The following is a 15514-nucleotide window of genomic DNA, read 5'->3' as shown; positions in this document are numbered from 1 at the left end:
GGGTTCATCGCTTAAACATGGAGGCCCCCATGTCGACGATCCCGTGGAGATCCTGGCTGCTGCTCGGCGCGCTGAGCCTGCTGCTGTTCCTGATCACCGCCTCGACCTTCTCGTCGCTGGGCGTCGTGCTGCCGGCGATGATCAAGGAACAGGGGTGGAGCTTCGGCACGGCGTTCCTGGGCTTCACCCTGCTGGGGGCCTTCTGCGGCGGCTCGTCGTGGCTGCCGGCCATCCTGATCCGCAGGCTGGGGGTGCGGCTGACCATCGTCGCCGGCTCGGCGGTGATGGTGGCGGGCTTCGCCTGCCTGGCTAGCGCGCACGGCCTGCCGGTCTATCTGGTCGGCACGGCCCTGCTGGGCGTCGGCTACCAGATGATGGCCCTGATCCCCGGCACCCACGTGCTGTCGATGCTGTTCAAGAAGCGCGCCCTGCCGTTCGGGGTCTATTTCACCATCGGCTCGCTGGGCGGGGTGGCCGGACCCTGGATGGCCCTGACCGGCATGGCGGCGGCCCACGGCGGCTGGCGTCCGTACTGGTGGGCCCAGGCCATCGCCTCGGTGGCGGTCGGCGCCCTGTGCGCGGCCCTGGTCGGCGGCCGCGCCTGGCTGGCCGCCGCCGCCGTCGAAACCGACAAGGCGGTGGCGCAGGAGGCCCAGACCGCGCCCGTCAACGCCAAGGTCTATCGCACCACCACCGACTGGACGGTGAAGGAGGCCCTCGCCACCCCGCAGTTCTGGGTGATCCTGGCCGCCTATTTCGCCCACCTGCTGGGCGGGGTCACCGCCGTCAGCCTGGCGCCGACCCACTTCAGCGAACTGGGCGTGGTCTCGGCCGTGGCGGTCAGCGTCATCAGCTTCGAATCCCTGATGCAGGTGGTGGCCCGCATGGGCGGAGGCCTGCTGGGCGATCGCGTCGATCCGCGCTGGTTGCTGGCCGGGGCCCAGGGGATGATGGCCGTCGGCCTGCTGGCCCTGACCCATGCCACGACCTGGCCGCTGATGATGCTGTTCGCCGTCGGCGTCGGCGTCGGGTTCGGCATGACGGTGCTGGCGATCAGCATTCTTTTGCTCAACTATTATGGCCGGAAGAACAATCTGGAGATCTTCTCGCTGGTCTGCCTGGTGGGCGCGGTCTCGGCCCTGGGGCCGGTGATCGGCGGCGTGATGCGTGACCGTCTCGGTGGCTTCGCCCCAACCTTCCAGGTATTCGCCGCCATAATCGGCGTAATCTTCGTCGCGGCGCTGTTCATGCGGCCGCCGCGCAAGGCCACCCATGTGGAACCGGTCGCGGAACCGGTCCCGACCATGCTTCAAGACGCCGCCTGAGGAGGAAGCGCCATGTTCCACAGCCCATCCAAGCACAAGGACTTCGGGGTGTTCCTGCCGGTCGCCAACGGCGGCTGGATCATCTCCAAGACCACGCCGGTCCTCGACGGCCTCTACCAGCAGAACAAGGCCGCGGCGGTCACCGCCGACCAGGTCGGCATGGACTTCGTGATGTCGATGGGCAAGTTCCGCGGCTTCGGCGGCGAGACCGACCACTGGGGCACGGCCCTGGAGTCGGTGACGATGATGGCCGGCATCGCCGAGGCCACTTCGAGCGTCCGCATCTGGGCCACTATCCATCCGCTGCTGCAGAACCCGGCGGTGGCCGCGAAGCTAATTTCCACTCTCGACCACATCAGCGGCGGCCGCGCGGGCCTCAACATCGTGGCGGGCGCCTACAAGGGCGAGTTCGACCAGATGGGGGCCTGGGACGACAGCCTCAGCCATGACGACCGCTACGCCCTGACCGAGGAATGGACCACGGTGGTCAAGCGCCTGTGGGCCGAGGACAGCGTCGACTTCGCCGGCAAGTTCTTCACGATGAAGGACTGCCAGTCCAAGCCCAAGCCGCTGTCCAAGCCGCGTCCCGAGCTGATCTGCGCTGGCATGTCGGACCGTGGCTTCCAGTTCTCGGTGCGCGAGGCCGACATCTGCTTCATCGGCGGCCGCACGCCCGACGAGCGCCGCGACGCCTCGCTGCGGGCCAAGAAGGCGGCCGAGGGCATGGGCAAGACCATCAAGACCTACGCCATGTGCACCATTGTCCACGGCGACACCGACGCGAAGGCGCAAGGTTTGGTCGAGCACTACAAGGACGGCGCCGACATGGGCGCGATCCTGGCCATGCTGGCCAGCTGGGGCGTGCCGGCCGAGAAGCTGAGTTCCGTCGCAGCCCAGCAGGGCGCCTTCATGACCCACACCGTGGTCGGCTCGCCGAGTTCCTGCGCCGCCCAGGTCGAGGAGTTCGTCACCTATTGCGAGCTGGACGGCCTGATGCTGATTTTCCCCGACTATGTCGAGGGCCTGACCATGTTCGGCTCTGACATCCTGCCGGGCCTGCGGGCGGTCTATTCGTGAACGCCGTGAACCCGACCGCCGCAACCACGGGCGACCTGGCCGGCTGGATCGCGCCCGGCCGCACGGCGGTACTGATCATCGACATGCAGGTCGACTTCGCCTCGCCCGACGGCGTGCTGGGGGCCTTCATCGACATGAGCGTGGTCGCGCCGGCCCTGGCCGCCGCGCAAGCCCTGGCCGACAGCGCCCGCGCCGCCGGCGTGCCGGTGGTGTTCGTCGGCCTGTCGACGACGCCCGAGACCGACTCCCCGGCCTGGAACGAGCGCATGCGCCGTCGCGGCGGGGATCCCGACGTCGACGCGGCCCTGTGCCGGGCCGGCGCCGTGGGCTCGGACTTCTACGGTCCCAAGCCCCTGCCGGGCGAACGGGTGGTGTCCAAGACCCGCTACAGCGGTTTCGTCGGCACCGACCTGGACGTCAAGCTGACGGAGATGGATGTCGACACCCTGGTGGTGGCCGGCCTGACCACCGAGTGCTGCGTCGACAGCACCGTGCGCGACGCCTTCGACCTCGACTACCACGTGTTCGTCGCCGCCGACGCCTGCGCCGCCTACGAGGCCGACATCCACGCGGCGTCGCTGAAGGTGATGGAACTGAACAGCGCGATCCTCACCGACACGGCGGCGGTCGCGCGCGCCTGGAAAGGGGCTGCTTGAGTATGGCCGATGGATTTCCGCCCCTGGGCGCCAGCGCGCCCTACGCCGTCACCGACGCCGACCGCGCCGCCATCGCCGCCGCGATCAGCCAGGACGAGATCGTCGAGCTGGCCCTGACCCTGGGCAACATCCCCGCGCCGTCGGGCAAGGAGCTGGAGGTCGCCAACTACGTCCACGACTGGATGGCGCGCGAGGGCTTTTCGCCGCGCAAGGTGGGGGCCACGCCGGAACGTCCGAACATCATTGGCACGCACGGCGGCAAGGGCGTCGGCAAGAACCTGCTGTTCACCGCCCACCTCGACACCGAGGCGCCGACCTGGAACCCCGACCTCGACGCCTACAAGTACAGCCCCGAGACGATGGCCAATCCCGAATGGGAGAAATGCTGGCTGGAGGACGGCAAGCTCTACGGCTACCCGATCGCCAATGATCGCGGCCCATTGAGCTGCTTCCTCATTGCCGCCAAGGCCCTGAAGACCGCCGGCTACGAGCTGGCCGGCAAGATGTACCTGACCGCCTGTCCCGGCGAGATCGGCCCCGAGCCGATCGAGGAGCACCGGGGCGTGGCCTATATGGGCAAGGACATCGGGGCCCACTACCTGTTCCACCACGGCGGCGTGGCCCCCGACTACGCCATCGCCGCCGAGGGCTGCGACTTCGGCCTGACCTGGGTGGGCTGCGGCTATGCGGTGTTCCGCTTCCAGGTCTGGGGCGAGGGGGTGTTCACCCCGCTGCTCGACCAGCCGGCGACGGCGGCCCAGCACCCCAACCCGATCTACAAGATCGGCCGGCTGACCGACGCCATCCACGCCTGGAGCGGCGAGTGGGAGAAGAACAGCCGCTATGACAGCCCGGGCGGCGTGGCCCAGCCCAAGTCGCAGATCGCCTCGATCCGCGGCGGCATTCCGTTCGCCTTCGGGGCCGGCACCGAGCTGGTGAACCTCTATCTCGAGGTCGGCCTCAATCCGAAGCAGCGGGTGGCCGACGTCCAGCATTCGCTGGAGGCCATGGTCCGCGAGGCCGGCCTGGGACGCATCGACATCGAGCCGGTGGTGGTGCGCCATGGTTTCGAGGCCGACGCCCGCGAGGTGGCCCCGCTGGTCGCCGCCGTCGACGACGCCACCAAGCTGAGCCTGGGTCACCCCGTGGCGCTGGCCAACCCGGTCTATTCCAGCATGTGGCGCGACCACAACGTCTTCAACATGCATCGCATCCCGGCCATCACCACCGGCTTCAAGCGCTGGCGGCCCACGCCCCAGGACCTGGTCGACAGCGCCCTGGTCTATGCCCTGACCGCCCTGGCGGTCTGCGGCCGGGCCGATCCCGAGAACGGCGCCAAGCGTCCGGCCTCGGCGGTCTATCCCGACAACCCATTCGGGAACGGCTGATGGGCGCGGTGAAGGAACTCGCGCCGGAGCCGTCGGACTTCCGCAAGGCCATGGGCAGTTTCGCGGCCGGGGTGACGGTGGTCACTACCTGTCACGAGGGCCGCCTGGTCGGCACCACGGTCAGCGCCTTCAGCGCGGTGTCGCTGGACCCGCCGCTGGTCATGGTCTGCCTCAAGCGCGACAGCCGCACCCTGGCGGCCCTGAGCCAGGCCAGGACGTTCTGCGTCAACATCCTGTCGGCCGAGCAGGGCGACCTGGCCCACCGCTTCGCCAAGAGCGGGGCCGACGACCGCTTCGCCCTGACCGCCGTCGAGACGGGGGTGTGCGGCGCGCCGGTGCTGGCCGGCTGCGCGGCGGCCGTCGAATGTGAGCTGCACGCCGCTCATGACGGCGGCGATCACGAGATCCTGGTCGGCCGCGTCCTGCGCGTCGTGGTCGATGAAGCCAAGGCCCCGCTCGTCTACGTGCGCGGCGGTTTTCTGAACGTTTAGTTGGAGTTGCGCCGCATGGCTTACGACGTGCTCGATGTGAGGCCGATGACCCGCCGGATCGGCGCCGAGATCTTCGGGGTGGATCTGGGCCAGCCCCTGTCGAACCGCCAGTTCGAGGAGCTGCACCAGGCCCTGACCCAGTACCAGGTGATCTTCTTTCGCGACCAGGAGATGGACCACGAGGCCCACAAGGATTTCGGCCGCAAGTTCGGAAACCTGGCCATCCATTCGGGCGTGCCCGGCATCGAGGGCCATCCCGAGATCGTCGCCATCCACGCCGACGCCAATTCCAGGTTCGTGGCCGGCGAGAACTGGCATTCGGACCTGACCTGCGACCCCGAGCCGCCGCTGGGCAGCATTCTGCACATGAAGGTCCTGCCCGACGACGGCGGCGACACCTGCTTCGCCAGCATGTACGCGGCCTACGAGACCCTGTCGGATCGGATGAAGGCCTATCTGGAAGGCCTGTCGGCGGTGCACGACGCCAACCCGGTCTACAAGGCGATCTTCCCGGACATCGACCGCAAGTACAATTGCTCGACCCACCCGATCGTCCGCACCCATCCGGTCAGCGGTCGCAAGAGCCTGTTCGTCAACCCGTCCTACACCACCCACGTCGCCGGCCTGACCAAGGCCGAGAGCGCGGCGATCCTCAGCTACCTCTATCAACACGCGTCGAACCCCGACTTCCAGGTGCGCTTCCGCTGGCAGAAGAACTCGGTGGCCTTCTGGGACAACCGCTGCACCTGGCACCAGGCGATCTGGGACTACTTCCCGGACACACGGACGGGTTTCCGGGTGACGGTGGCGGGCGACAAGCCGTTCTAGGCTCGAAGCACTCCATCCAATCACGGCTGTCATCCCGGACAAGCGCGCAGCGCGCCGATCCGGGACCGACGCGTGAACTCAGCGCTTCCGGCGGTCCCGGATCTTCCCCCGGCTTTCGCCGGGGTACGTCCGGGATGACAGGGAGTTTGTAGATGGACCCCGCCAACCGCCGCATCCTCCTGCTCGGCGCCGCCGGCGGCATCGGCGGCGCGATCCGCGAGGGTCTGCGCGGCCGCTACGGCCTGATGCGCCTGGCCGACATCGCGCCGATGCCGCCGGCCGCGCCGGGCGAAGAAACCGTCCAGGCCGACCTCTTGGACATCCCGTCACTGGTCGCGGCGATGACCGGGATCGACTGCGTGGTTCACATGGCCGGCGTGCCCGTCGAGCCCGAGACGAACGCCTGGGAGCAGGTCCTCCCGGCCAATATCATCGGGGTCCACAACCTGTTCGAGGCCGCGCGGCTGGCGGGCGTCAAGCGGGTGCTGTTCGCCTCGTCGCATCACGCCGCCGGCTTTCATCGCCGCGATACGCCGACGGCGAATACCATGGTTCCCAGGCCCGACAGCTACTACGGAGTCAGCAAGGTGTTCGGCGAGGCCATGGGCCGGATGTACGCCGACAAGTTCGGCCTGCAGGTGCTGTCCTTGCGGATCGGCGCCTATCGCGACGCCCCGACCGACCCACGCCACCTGTCGGTCTGGGTCAGCCCGCGCGACATGGTCGAACTGGTCCGCTGTGGGGTCGAGGCCTTGGATTTCGGCTATGCGGTCGCCTACGGAGTCTCGGCCAACACGCGGAATTTCTGGGACAATCGCGAGGTGGCGTTCCTGGGCTACGAACCGAAGGATAACGCCGAGGACTGGGCGGGGGAGATCCTGGCCGGCGGCCCGGAGGACCCGGTCGCCGCGCCGTTCCAAGGCGGCTGGTATTGCGCCAAGGACTTCGTCGGCGCGCCCGAACGCGTGAATGACGGACGCTAAATCTCGCCGCGGGTGTTCCGGTTTGACAAGCCGGCCCGGTCGTTTTCAAACATATGGAACGGTCGGGGAGTGGTGTCCGTGAAGGCGCGTCGGTTTCTCATCTCCCTCAACGCGGCGTTCCTGGGCCTGCTCCCGGCGTCGCATGTCGGGGCCGCTGTCGCCGCTCCCGCCCAGGCCTTCGCCCAGGCCCCGGTTGAGGTTCAGGTCCTGGCGCCGCCCCGGCCGACGGTCGGCAGCGACGGGGTGATCCATCTGGCCTACGAGCTGCATGTCAGCAATTTCTACAAGGACACCGGCCTGCTGAGCCTGCGTCGGGTGACGGTCTATGCCGATGATGGCGCCAAGCCGTTGGCCAGTTTCATCGACGCCCAGGTCAACGATCTGCTGGCCCACCCGGCCGACGTGGCGGGTTCCGGCGTCCCGGTCGAGGGCGGCGGGCGGGTGGTGCTGTTCCTGTGGCTCGACCTGCCGGTCGGCGCCAAACCGCCCAAGGTCCTGCGCCATCAGCTGGAGTTTCAGCCCGAGAACGGGCCGTGGCGCCGGGTTGACGGCGTTCGCACGGTCGTCGACGCCACGCCGCCGATCGTCATCGGCCCGCCGCTGGGCGCGGGGCGTTGGTTGGCCCATGAGGGGCCGGGCAATCACCTGTCCCACCACTGGGGAAGCCTGGTGGCCGCCAACGGCCGGGTGACCGTCCCACAGCGTTACGCCATCGACTTCTTCGGCCTCGACGGGGCGGGCCATCTCGTCCACGTGGCGCGCGATCAACTGGCCGAGTCGACCGACGCCGACTGGACGGGTTTCGGCGCGCCGGTGCTGGCCGTGGCCGACGGCGTGGTGCGCGACGCCCGCGACGGCAGGCCCAACAACAAGCCGATGACCAGCCCGCCCGCGTCCGCCGAGCTGACCGCCCGGTCGCTGATGGGCAATTTCGTGGTGCTGGAGATCGCGCCCAAGGTCTTCGTGTCCTACGCCCACCTCCAGTCCGGCAGCCTGACCGTCAAGGTCGGCGACCGGGTGAAGCGCGGCGCGGTGCTCGGCCTTCTGGGCCAGTCGGGCGCCGCCAATGCGCCCCATCTGCATTTCCAGGTCACCGACGCGCCGACCTTCGAGGAGTCCGAGGGCCTGCCGTTCGTGATCGACCGCTTCGACCGCCTGGGCGCCGCGAGCATCAGCGACGCGCTCGACCAGACGGCGAAGGTGTCGTTCGGCCCGCCGTCGCCGACGGCGCGGCATGACCAGACGCCGCTGGACGGTGATGTGCTGGAGTTTCGGTAGGACGGCCCTACATCCGTCATCCGCCGCATAAAGCGGGGAATGACGACCGTAAGGGCGCGCGCAAACCTACTCCCGCGTATAGCTCTCCGGGATCTGCGGGTTCGCCCCCGCCTTGCCCCACAGCAGGATCTCGTTGCCCCACGGGTCGCGGAAGGCGTGGTTGTAGCCGTTGAATTCGGCCCAGTAGTGGTCGCGCCACAGCAGCTCGGCGCCCAGGCCGACGGCCGTGTCCAGGATGCGGTCGGCGCTGTCGTCGTCGCTGATCAGCACCCAGATCCGCGGCTTGCGGCCGTCGGTCGAGAGGTAGCGCGGCTCGACGCCGGTCGGCTCCGGATGGGGGCGGGCGTTGGCGGCCTTGAAGATTCCCAGGTGCAGGTTGCCGATCTCGCTGTCGGTCCCGTCGGGCTTCTTGAAGAACCCGCCCGGCACCATGCGGTGATAGAGGCCCTCGGGGCGGGCGTCGTTCTCCCAGCCAAACACTTCGGCGTAGAACTTGCCGGCGGCGGACGGGTCTTCGGAGGCCAGGTCGACGAAGATCAGGGTGTTGGTCACGGGTGGTCCTCTTGCACAGCGAAGGGGCCGTCGGGGAAGCCGATCGACAGGGTGAGGTCTTTCCAGGCGTCGATGTCGGCCCGCAGGGCGGCGGCCGCGTAGCCGGCGTATTTCAGGGCGTCCTCGCCCAGCAGCAGGTGCATCGGCGGGGCGTCGGCGTCGGCGACCTGGAGGATGGCCTGGGCCGCCTTGGCCGGGTCGCCGGGCTCGGCGCCGGCGTGGTCGGCCATGATCCGTTCGGCGTCGCGGGCCAGGCCGTCATAGTCGGCGATCTTGGACGCCACGATCGCCTTGGAGCCGGCCGAGAAAGCCGTCCGCAGGCCTCCCGGGGCGATATTGATGACATTGATTCCAAGTTCGGCGACCTCGGCGGCCAGGGTCTGGGTCAGGCCCTCCAGCGCCCACTTGCTGGCGCAATAGACCCCGGTGCCGGCCCAGACGGCCAGGCCCGAGACCGAGGTGATGTTGATGATCCGCCCGGCCCGGCGGGCGCGCATGGCCGGCAGCACCGCCTTGAGCAGGGCCAGGGGGCCGATGACATTGGTCTCGAACTGGGCGCGGATCTCGTCGAGCGAGGCCTCTTCGACCGCCCCGACCAGGCCGTAGCCGGCGTTGTTGACCAGGATGTCGATCCGGCCGGTCAGGGCTTGCGCCTTGGCGACGCCGGCCCGCACCGCGGCTTCGTCGGTGACGTCGAGGATCAGGGCGTGGCCGCCCAGCAGCTCGAAGGCGTCGGCGTCGCGCGCCTTGCGCACCGTGCCGACGACGACGTCGCCGCGCGCCAGGGCCGCCAGGGCGATCTCGCGCCCGAGGCCGCCGGACACGCCGGTGATCAGCCAGGTTTGGGTCATTTCAACTCCTGAAAACTCGGTCCTCCCCCTGTGGGGGAGGTGGCCCGAAGGGCCGGAGGGGGGAGAAGCCGGGGCGTCTCAGATACTCACCCCCTCAGTCGCTCCGCGACAGCTCCCCCACAGGGGGAGCATTCAATAGGGCTTGTCCCCTTTCACCCACAACCGCTGCATCGTCCGGAAGTACTTGGTGTCGTCGTACAGCGTGCCGGTGTGCAGGGTGCAGCGGTTGTCCCACATCAGCAGGTCGCCGGCCCGCCACTTGTGGCGATAGACGAAGTCGTCGCCGGTCATGAAGGCCACCAGCTCGTCGATCAGCGCCAGGCCCTCGGGGCCGGGCTTGCCGATCACCTGCGTCACCGTGCCGGTCGACGGCCACAGCGCCTTGCGGCCGTCGGCCGGGTGGGTGCGGATCAGCGGGTGCTCGACGTCGGGATTGGCCGCCTCCAGTTCCGGCGACAGGATCTGGGCCCCGAACTCGCGGGTGGCCATGAAGTGTTTGTAGCTGTGGTGCAGGCGCAGGGGCAGAAGCTCGGCCTGCTTTTCGGGCGACAGGGCGTTCCAGGCGGCGCAGCCGTCGGCCAGCAGGGTGTCGGAGCCCTCGTCGGGCACTTCCACCGCATAGAGCATGGTCAGCATCACCGGCTCGGGCTTGTAGCTGTAGTCGGTGTGCCAGCCGACGCCGTCGTTGTGGGCGCCGATCGGCTTGCCGTCGACGACCCGGTTGCTGAGGATGAAGATCTTCGGATAGCCGGGCAGGGTGAAGCGGGTCTGGGTGTGGTCCTCCGGATCGCCGAATCGGCCGATGAATCGCATCAGGTCGTCGGGGGTCATGGTCTGGTCGCGCAGCACGATGGCGCCGTGGCGATGGAAGGCGGCGACCACCTCGTCGATCTTCTCGTCCGTGGCGGTGGGCAGGTCGACGCCCTGGATCAGCGCGCCGAAGCCGGGTTTCAGGTCCTGGATGGCGAGGTCGTCGGCGAGCGTCATGTCCACGGGGCGCGGTCCTTTGGCGGTGTCTGAAGCAAAGCCTAGGCGGGGTCGCCGGGCCCGTCTTGCCTGAGCGCGCCCGATCCCTTTCCGTGCGCGCTGGGCGAACTTCCCTTCCGCCGGAAGCTGCGTGTCTTTTGCTCATTTCCGCCCCAGAAGGCGGCGAACCCGCCCCGGTGTCAGGCGATGGCCAAGTTATCGTGCGCGCTGGTGCAAGACCGTGGGGCGCGCCGCGCCTAGCCTCCGTATCGATCTCTCGAAGGGAGCGCTTGCACCATGGGCCCCAGTCCGCCCGCCTCCGCATATTTGAACGACGCCTTCTTCGACGGCCTGTCGCGCTCGATGCTCGACGTCGGTTCGGCCGAGACCCTGCCGCCGGCCTGCTACACCGACGCCGCCTTCTACGACTTCGAGAAGGAGGCGCTGTTCAATCACGAATGGCTGTGCGTGGGCCGCGTCGACTGGATCAAGGAACAGGGCGACTACTTCACCACCACGATCATCGGCGAGCCGATCATCGTCACCCGCAACCGGTCGGACGAGATCAAGGCGATGTCGGCCGTGTGCCAGCACCGCGCCATGCTGGTGGCCGAGGGCCGGGGCAACACCCGCGGCTTCGTCTGCCCCTACCACCACTGGGTCTATTCGCTGAACGGCGACCTGGTGAACGCCCCGGCCATGGACCGCACTTGCGACTTCGACAAGAAGTCGGTGAAGCTGCCGAGCTTCAAGGTCGAGGTCTGGCTGGGCTTCATCTTCATCAATTTCGACGCGGACGCGCCGCCGCTGGCGCCGCGCCTTTCGGACGTCGAGAGCGCCATCGCCAACTTCGACCTCGCCAACGCCGAGGGCCTGACCCCGCCGATGACCGGCCAGTTCGCCTGGAACTGGAAGGTGATGTTCGAGAACAACAACGACGGCTACCACGCCAACAAGCTGCATCGCGGCCCGCTGCACGACTTCATCCCCAGCGAGCTGTGCAGCTTCCCCGAGGCGGGCGAGGGCGACGCCGGCTTCCTGCGCTACAACGGAACGACCCATCCCGACGCCAGCTTCAACCCGACCCAGAAGGCCGTGCTGCCGGTGTTCCCGAAGCTGACCGACGAGGATCGCAACCGCGCCACCTTCGCCAACATCCCGCCGACCCTCTCGCTGGTGATGACCAGCGACATGGTCATCTACCTGATCCTGCGGCCCACCGGCCCCGAGACCATGGAGCAGGACACCGGCCTGCTGGTCGCCCCCGGCGCCACCGAGACCCCCGGCTTCGAGGAGCGGCTGGAGATGATCATGACCTCGGCGGGCAAGATCATCGCCCAGGACATGCATGTCGACGCCCTGGTCCAGCAGGGCCTGCGCTCGCGCTTCGCGGTGCGCGGCCGCTATAGCTGGCAGGAGGGCGCGCAGGTGCAGTTCAACCGCTGGCTCACCCCGCGCTACCAGAAGGCCTGGGCGGCGCTAAAAGAGGGAACCGCCGCATGAGCCGGATGCCCGTCGTCTTCTTCGGTCACGGCAGCCCGATGATCGCCCTGGAGACCAACGACACCACCAAGACCTGGAAGGCGATGGGCGAGGCGTTCGGCAAGCCCAAGGCCATCCTCTGCGTCTCGGCTCACTGGCTGACCCAGGGGGTCGGCGTCACCGCCATGGCCGCGCCGCGCACCATTCACGATTTCGGAGCTTCCTTCCCCAAGGCCTTGTTCGACGTGCAGTATCCGGCTCCGGGCTCGCCCGAGCTGGCGGCGCGGGTGGCGCAGCTTCTGGCCCCGCAGCCGGTCTTCCTGGACCAGCAGGCCTGGGGCCTGGACCACGGGACCTGGTCGGTGCTGAGCAAGGCCTATCCCGACGCCGACGTGCCGGTGGTGCAACTCTCCATGGACGCCGGCAAGCCGCCGGCCTGGCACTTCGAGCTGGCCAAACGGCTGGCGCCCCTGCGCGACGAAGGCGTGCTGATCGTCGGCACCGGCAACATCGTCCACAACCTGCCGGCCATGAACTGGGGCGAGCGCCATTGCGCGCCCTATGAGTGGTCGCGGCGGTTCAATGACCACATCAAGCAGGCCATCGTCGACGACGCCCCGCAGCGGGCGGTGGACTTCGCCTCGCAGGGCCAGGACGCGTCGCGTTCCGTGCCGACCCCGGACCACTACTGGCCGCTGCTCTACGTGCTGGGCGCGCGCCTGCCGGGCGACGCGCCGACCTTCGCCCCCGACCACATCGAGCACGGCTCGCTGAGCATGACCAGCGTCACGCTCGCGCCCGTGGCGGCCTGACCCGGAGACTCCGATGCCCTTCATCTGCGAACCCGGCCAGACCCGTCCCGACGTTCTGCCCGGAGCCCTGCACACCCTGCGCGCCACGCCCAAGACCGTGCACTGGGGCTATTTCGACCCGTCGACCGGCCCGTCCCTGCGCATCAAGAGCGGCGACCTGGTCTCGGCCGAGGCGATCACCCACCACGCCGGCGACGCCCCCCACCTGATGATGGACGAGGCGGTGACCAGGATCTTCACCGACATCCCCGAGGACGACCGCAACCCCGGTGTCCACATCATGACCGGGCCGATCTTCGTGGAGGACGCCAAGCCCGGCGACGTGCTGGAGGTGCGCTACCTGCGCATGGTTCCGCGCAACAACTACGGCTCCAACCTCGCGGCCAACTGGGGCTACCTCTACAAGGAGTTCGGCGAGAAGGAGCGGGTGACGATCTACGAGCTGGATCCCAACGCCAACACCGCCAGCGCCCTCTATGCCTACGACTTCCAGGGCAAGTACCTGATCCCCGGAACCATCACCCATTGCCCCGAATGCGACCGCCAGCCGGCCCTGAACGGGGTGCGGGTGGCGGCCCGGCCGCACCTGGGCACCGCCGGGGTCGCGCCGGCCGTCGACGGCCGCGTCAGCACCATCCCGCCCGGCGCCCATGGCGGCAATATCGACAACTGGCGGATCGGGGCGGGGGCGACGATGTACTACCCCGTGCAGGTCGAGGGTGGGCTGTTCTCGATCGGCGACCCCCACGTGTCGCAGGGCGACGGCGAGATTTCCGGCACGGCCATCGAGAGCTCGCTGAACGTCCTGATGCAGATCGTGCTGCGCAAGGACTTCGAGTCGCCTGGACCTCTGCTGGAGACGCCAAAGTGGTGGATCGTCCATGGCTTCCACGAGGATCTTGATGTCGCCATGCGCGACGCTTCGCTGAACATGCTGACCCTGCTCAGCGACCATGTGGGCCTGTCGAAGAACGACGCCTACTCACTGATGAGCGTGGCCAGCGACTTCGGCGTCACCCAGGTGGTCGACGGCAAGCAGGGCTGCCATGTGCGCATCCCGCGCGACATCTTTCCCAAGAAGAGCGGATAGGGCGTCCCATGAAAGCCTGGTCGTTCAGCACCGACAGCCACCCCCGCGCCGAGCGCGCGGAGGCCTGGCGCGAGGCGATGAGCCGGCTGGGCCTGCCGATCGAGGGCTTGTCGGACGCCGAGCCGGCCAGCGCCTCGGTGGTCTGCCTGACCTCGCCCCTGGGCATCGAGTTCGCCCTGGTCGAGGCCGGGGCCCAGGCGATCTCCGGCCGCCGCACCGGCCAGCCGGCGGCGGTCTGGCTGGCGGTGCTGCTGAGCGGCGAGGCCACCCTGGTCACCGACGACCTGGCCGAGGAGATGGTGGCCGGCGACATCGCCTACGGCCCGACCGGCCAGCCCGCGGCCCTGCGGCTGGAGACCCGCTGCCGGCTGATGTTCGTCCGCGCCCCGCGCGTGGCCCTGGACCACCGGCTGATCGCGCCGGTCAACCTGCGGATCGGACGGTTGCAGGGGGCGACCGGCGTGGCCCACATCCTGTCGGGCCTGCTGCGGGCCACGGCCGACGGGCTGGAGGACCTGACCGTCGACCAGCTGCGGCCCGTCGAACTGGCCCTGACCGAGTTCCTGGCCATCTGCCTGGTCGAGGGCGGGGCCGAGGCCGACGTCCTGGGCGTCGGCGGCGGCGGCGGTGCGCCGACCGCCCACCTGCAGCGGCTGTGCCAGACCATCGAGACCCTGCTGCCCGACCCGGACCTGTCCTTGCGCCAGGTGGCCGACGAAGAGGGGGTCTCGCCGCGCTACGTCCAGAAGCTGTTCGCCAGCGCCGACGAGACCTTCAGCCACTATCTGCGCACCCGGCGGCTGGAACGCTGTCGCACCGACCTGGCCAGCCCGCAGCACGCGCGGCTGTCGATCTCGGAGATCTGCTTCCGCTGGGGCTTCAACGGTTCGGCCCACTTCAGCCGGACGTTCCGCGACCAGTACGGGATGTCGCCGCGGGAATTCCGGCAAGGGGCGGCGGCTTAGGCCTTCCACCTCGCTTACGGGACGAACACCTCGCTGGTGTCCATGCGCACGTTGCGGACGGCGCGACAGGCGTCCTCGCCCGCCCGATTGTGCTCCGGCATGAAGTTCAGCAGAAGTGAACGTCGCCGCGCGCCGGAGCGGTTGCAGGTCGCCCCATGCAACAGGTCGGCGTCGAACACCAGGATGTCCCCCGCCTCACCCGCCAGGATCAAGGACAGGGTCTCGTCCGGCTCGCCCCGGTCGAGATGGCGCGGAACCACGCGGGTGGCGCCGTTGTCCGGCCCATAGGGATCGAGGAAGACCAGCGCGGCGACGGCGTTCAGGCCTGCGCCATCACGGTGCAGGGGCTGATGGCCCCCGTCCGGCAGCGGCTCGCGGCCCTCGACCTGGCTGAGGAAAAAGGGGCCGCCCAGCATCTGCCCTCCCGCCGCCAGCAGGGACGGCAAGCGGCAGGTCCGCTGCACCGTGGGATCGAGATCGACCAGAGCGTGGCGCCAGCCGGCGCCTCGGGGCGTGGCCCATTGGTCCTTGGTCCCCACACCGGCGTCGAAGGCGGCGCGCAGGGCATCGCGCCACGCTTCGGGCGCGGCGCCCCGCAGCAGGAGATAACCGTCGCGGTCCAGGGCGGCGGCTTGCTCCGCCTCCAGCGGATCGACCTCGGTGGGCGTCAGGAGATCGCTCATGGCGCTCCCTAGAGCATTTTCGAGCGAAGTGGATGCCGGTTCGCGTGAAGAAAATGCGCCAAAACAAAAACCTGGAGCCCCGGCCTG

The 15514-nt window shown here is 68.9% G+C and carries 16 protein-coding genes; 12 read left to right on the top strand and 4 right to left on the bottom strand.

Translation table 11 applies throughout. From position 1 onward, the window contains the following. The first annotated feature begins 29 nt into the window (after positions 1-29). From ASD79_RS18375 to ASD79_RS18340, 8 genes are all read left to right on the top strand, one after another. Positions 30-1325, top strand: coding sequence for a CynX/NimT family MFS transporter (locus ASD79_RS18375; RefSeq protein ID WP_056724748.1), 1296 nt, complete (start codon positions 30-32; stop codon positions 1323-1325). A gap of 12 nt (positions 1326-1337) precedes the next feature. After that, positions 1338-2402, top strand: a complete 1065-nt coding sequence (locus ASD79_RS18370; RefSeq protein WP_056724311.1) for an LLM class flavin-dependent oxidoreductase — start codon at positions 1338-1340, stop codon at positions 2400-2402. Continuing rightward, positions 2399-3058 carry a cysteine hydrolase gene (locus tag ASD79_RS18365; protein WP_082585012.1) on the top strand — a complete coding sequence of 220 codons (660 nt, stop codon included), beginning with the start codon at positions 2399-2401 and terminating at the stop codon, positions 3056-3058. The genes ASD79_RS18370 and ASD79_RS18365 overlap by 4 nt, the downstream gene beginning before the upstream one ends. 2 nt (positions 3059-3060) lie before the next feature. Beyond that, positions 3061-4446, top strand: coding sequence for a hypothetical protein (locus ASD79_RS18360; RefSeq protein ID WP_056724309.1), 1386 nt, complete (start codon positions 3061-3063; stop codon positions 4444-4446). Continuing rightward, positions 4446-4937, top strand: a complete 492-nt coding sequence (locus ASD79_RS18355) for a flavin reductase family protein (RefSeq protein WP_056724306.1) — start codon at positions 4446-4448, stop codon at positions 4935-4937. Before ASD79_RS18360 ends, ASD79_RS18355 begins: the two co-directional genes overlap by 1 nt. Positions 4938-4952: 15 nt before the next feature. Then, positions 4953-5765 (top strand): TauD/TfdA family dioxygenase, encoded by an 813-nt coding sequence (locus tag ASD79_RS18350; protein WP_056724305.1) that lies wholly within the window; start codon positions 4953-4955, stop codon positions 5763-5765. Between the two features lie 152 nt (positions 5766-5917). Beyond that, positions 5918-6748 (top strand): NAD(P)-dependent oxidoreductase, encoded by an 831-nt coding sequence (locus tag ASD79_RS18345; RefSeq protein WP_056724303.1) that lies wholly within the window; start codon positions 5918-5920, stop codon positions 6746-6748. A gap of 78 nt (positions 6749-6826) precedes the next feature. Continuing rightward, positions 6827-8026, top strand: a complete 1200-nt coding sequence (locus ASD79_RS18340) for a M23 family metallopeptidase (protein ID WP_162252383.1) — start codon at positions 6827-6829, stop codon at positions 8024-8026. Positions 8027-8092: 66 nt separating this feature from the next. On the opposite strand, the gene ASD79_RS18335 is transcribed toward ASD79_RS18340, so the two are convergent. The 3 genes from ASD79_RS18335 to ASD79_RS18325 form a co-directional block, all read right to left on the bottom strand. Then, positions 8093-8578, bottom strand: a complete 486-nt coding sequence (locus ASD79_RS18335) for a VOC family protein (protein WP_056724298.1) — start codon at positions 8576-8578, stop codon at positions 8093-8095. Continuing rightward, complete coding sequence (locus tag ASD79_RS18330) at positions 8575-9429, bottom strand: oxidoreductase (RefSeq protein WP_056724296.1); 855 nt, start codon at positions 9427-9429, stop codon at positions 8575-8577. The genes ASD79_RS18335 and ASD79_RS18330 overlap by 4 nt, the downstream gene beginning before the upstream one ends. A 132-nt stretch (positions 9430-9561) precedes the next feature. After that, complete coding sequence (locus ASD79_RS18325; RefSeq protein WP_056724294.1) at positions 9562-10416, bottom strand: TauD/TfdA family dioxygenase; 855 nt, start codon at positions 10414-10416, stop codon at positions 9562-9564. Positions 10417-10692: 276 nt separating this feature from the next. On the opposite strand from ASD79_RS18325, the gene ASD79_RS18320 reads away from it, so the two are divergent. Genes ASD79_RS18320 through ASD79_RS18305 form a run of 4 tightly spaced genes read left to right on the top strand, consistent with a single transcriptional unit; the run spans position 10693 to position 14744 of the window. Further along, positions 10693-11898 (top strand): aromatic ring-hydroxylating dioxygenase subunit alpha, encoded by a 1206-nt coding sequence (locus tag ASD79_RS18320; protein ID WP_056724292.1) that lies wholly within the window; start codon positions 10693-10695, stop codon positions 11896-11898. Beyond that, a complete protein-coding gene (ygiD, locus tag ASD79_RS18315) occupies positions 11895-12689 on the top strand; it encodes a 4,5-DOPA dioxygenase extradiol (protein ID WP_056724291.1) in 795 nt (264 codons plus the stop codon). Before ASD79_RS18320 ends, ygiD begins: the two co-directional genes overlap by 4 nt. Before the next feature lie 13 nt (positions 12690-12702). Beyond that, positions 12703-13779 (top strand): acetamidase/formamidase family protein, encoded by a 1077-nt coding sequence (locus ASD79_RS18310; RefSeq protein ID WP_056724289.1) that lies wholly within the window; start codon positions 12703-12705, stop codon positions 13777-13779. Between the two features lie 8 nt (positions 13780-13787). Beyond that, positions 13788-14744, top strand: a complete 957-nt coding sequence (locus ASD79_RS18305) for a helix-turn-helix domain-containing protein (RefSeq protein ID WP_056724286.1) — start codon at positions 13788-13790, stop codon at positions 14742-14744. A 14-nt stretch (positions 14745-14758) separates the two neighbouring features. Here the strand turns inward: ASD79_RS18305 and ASD79_RS18300 are convergent, their stop codons facing one another. Continuing rightward, positions 14759-15427, bottom strand: a complete 669-nt coding sequence (locus tag ASD79_RS18300) for a phytanoyl-CoA dioxygenase family protein (protein ID WP_056724283.1) — start codon at positions 15425-15427, stop codon at positions 14759-14761. Between the last annotated feature and the right edge of the window lie 87 nt (positions 15428-15514).

This window comes from Caulobacter sp. Root655, assembly GCF_001427665.1.
GTDB lineage: Bacteria > Pseudomonadota > Alphaproteobacteria > Caulobacterales > Caulobacteraceae > Caulobacter.
The sequence above is the reverse complement of the archived record's forward strand: the minus strand, read 5'-3'. Positions and strand labels throughout refer to the sequence as shown.

What these genes read in the sequence shown, in the direction of transcription:
- ASD79_RS18375 (WP_056724748.1), top strand. Translation starts at nt 30, where the DNA reads ATGTCGACGATCCCGTGGAGATCCTGGCTGCTGCTCGGCGCGCTGAGC.
- ASD79_RS18370 (WP_056724311.1), top strand. Translation starts at nt 1,338, where the DNA reads ATGTTCCACAGCCCATCCAAGCACAAGGACTTCGGGGTGTTCCTGCCG.
- ASD79_RS18360 (WP_056724309.1), top strand. Translation starts at nt 3,061, where the DNA reads ATGGCCGATGGATTTCCGCCCCTGGGCGCCAGCGCGCCCTACGCCGTC.
- ASD79_RS18355 (WP_056724306.1), top strand. Translation starts at nt 4,446, where the DNA reads ATGGGCGCGGTGAAGGAACTCGCGCCGGAGCCGTCGGACTTCCGCAAG.
- ASD79_RS18350 (WP_056724305.1), top strand. Translation starts at nt 4,953, where the DNA reads ATGGCTTACGACGTGCTCGATGTGAGGCCGATGACCCGCCGGATCGGC.
- ASD79_RS18345 (WP_056724303.1), top strand. Translation starts at nt 5,918, where the DNA reads ATGGACCCCGCCAACCGCCGCATCCTCCTGCTCGGCGCCGCCGGCGGC.
- ASD79_RS18330 (WP_056724296.1), bottom strand. Translation starts at nt 9,429, where the DNA reads ATGACCCAAACCTGGCTGATCACCGGCGTGTCCGGCGGCCTCGGGCGC.
- ASD79_RS18325 (WP_056724294.1), bottom strand. Translation starts at nt 10,416, where the DNA reads ATGACGCTCGCCGACGACCTCGCCATCCAGGACCTGAAACCCGGCTTC.
- ASD79_RS18320 (WP_056724292.1), top strand. Translation starts at nt 10,693, where the DNA reads ATGGGCCCCAGTCCGCCCGCCTCCGCATATTTGAACGACGCCTTCTTC.
- ygiD (WP_056724291.1), top strand. Translation starts at nt 11,895, where the DNA reads ATGAGCCGGATGCCCGTCGTCTTCTTCGGTCACGGCAGCCCGATGATC.
- ASD79_RS18310 (WP_056724289.1), top strand. Translation starts at nt 12,703, where the DNA reads ATGCCCTTCATCTGCGAACCCGGCCAGACCCGTCCCGACGTTCTGCCC.
- ASD79_RS18305 (WP_056724286.1), top strand. Translation starts at nt 13,788, where the DNA reads ATGAAAGCCTGGTCGTTCAGCACCGACAGCCACCCCCGCGCCGAGCGC.
- ASD79_RS18300 (WP_056724283.1), bottom strand. Translation starts at nt 15,427, where the DNA reads ATGAGCGATCTCCTGACGCCCACCGAGGTCGATCCGCTGGAGGCGGAG.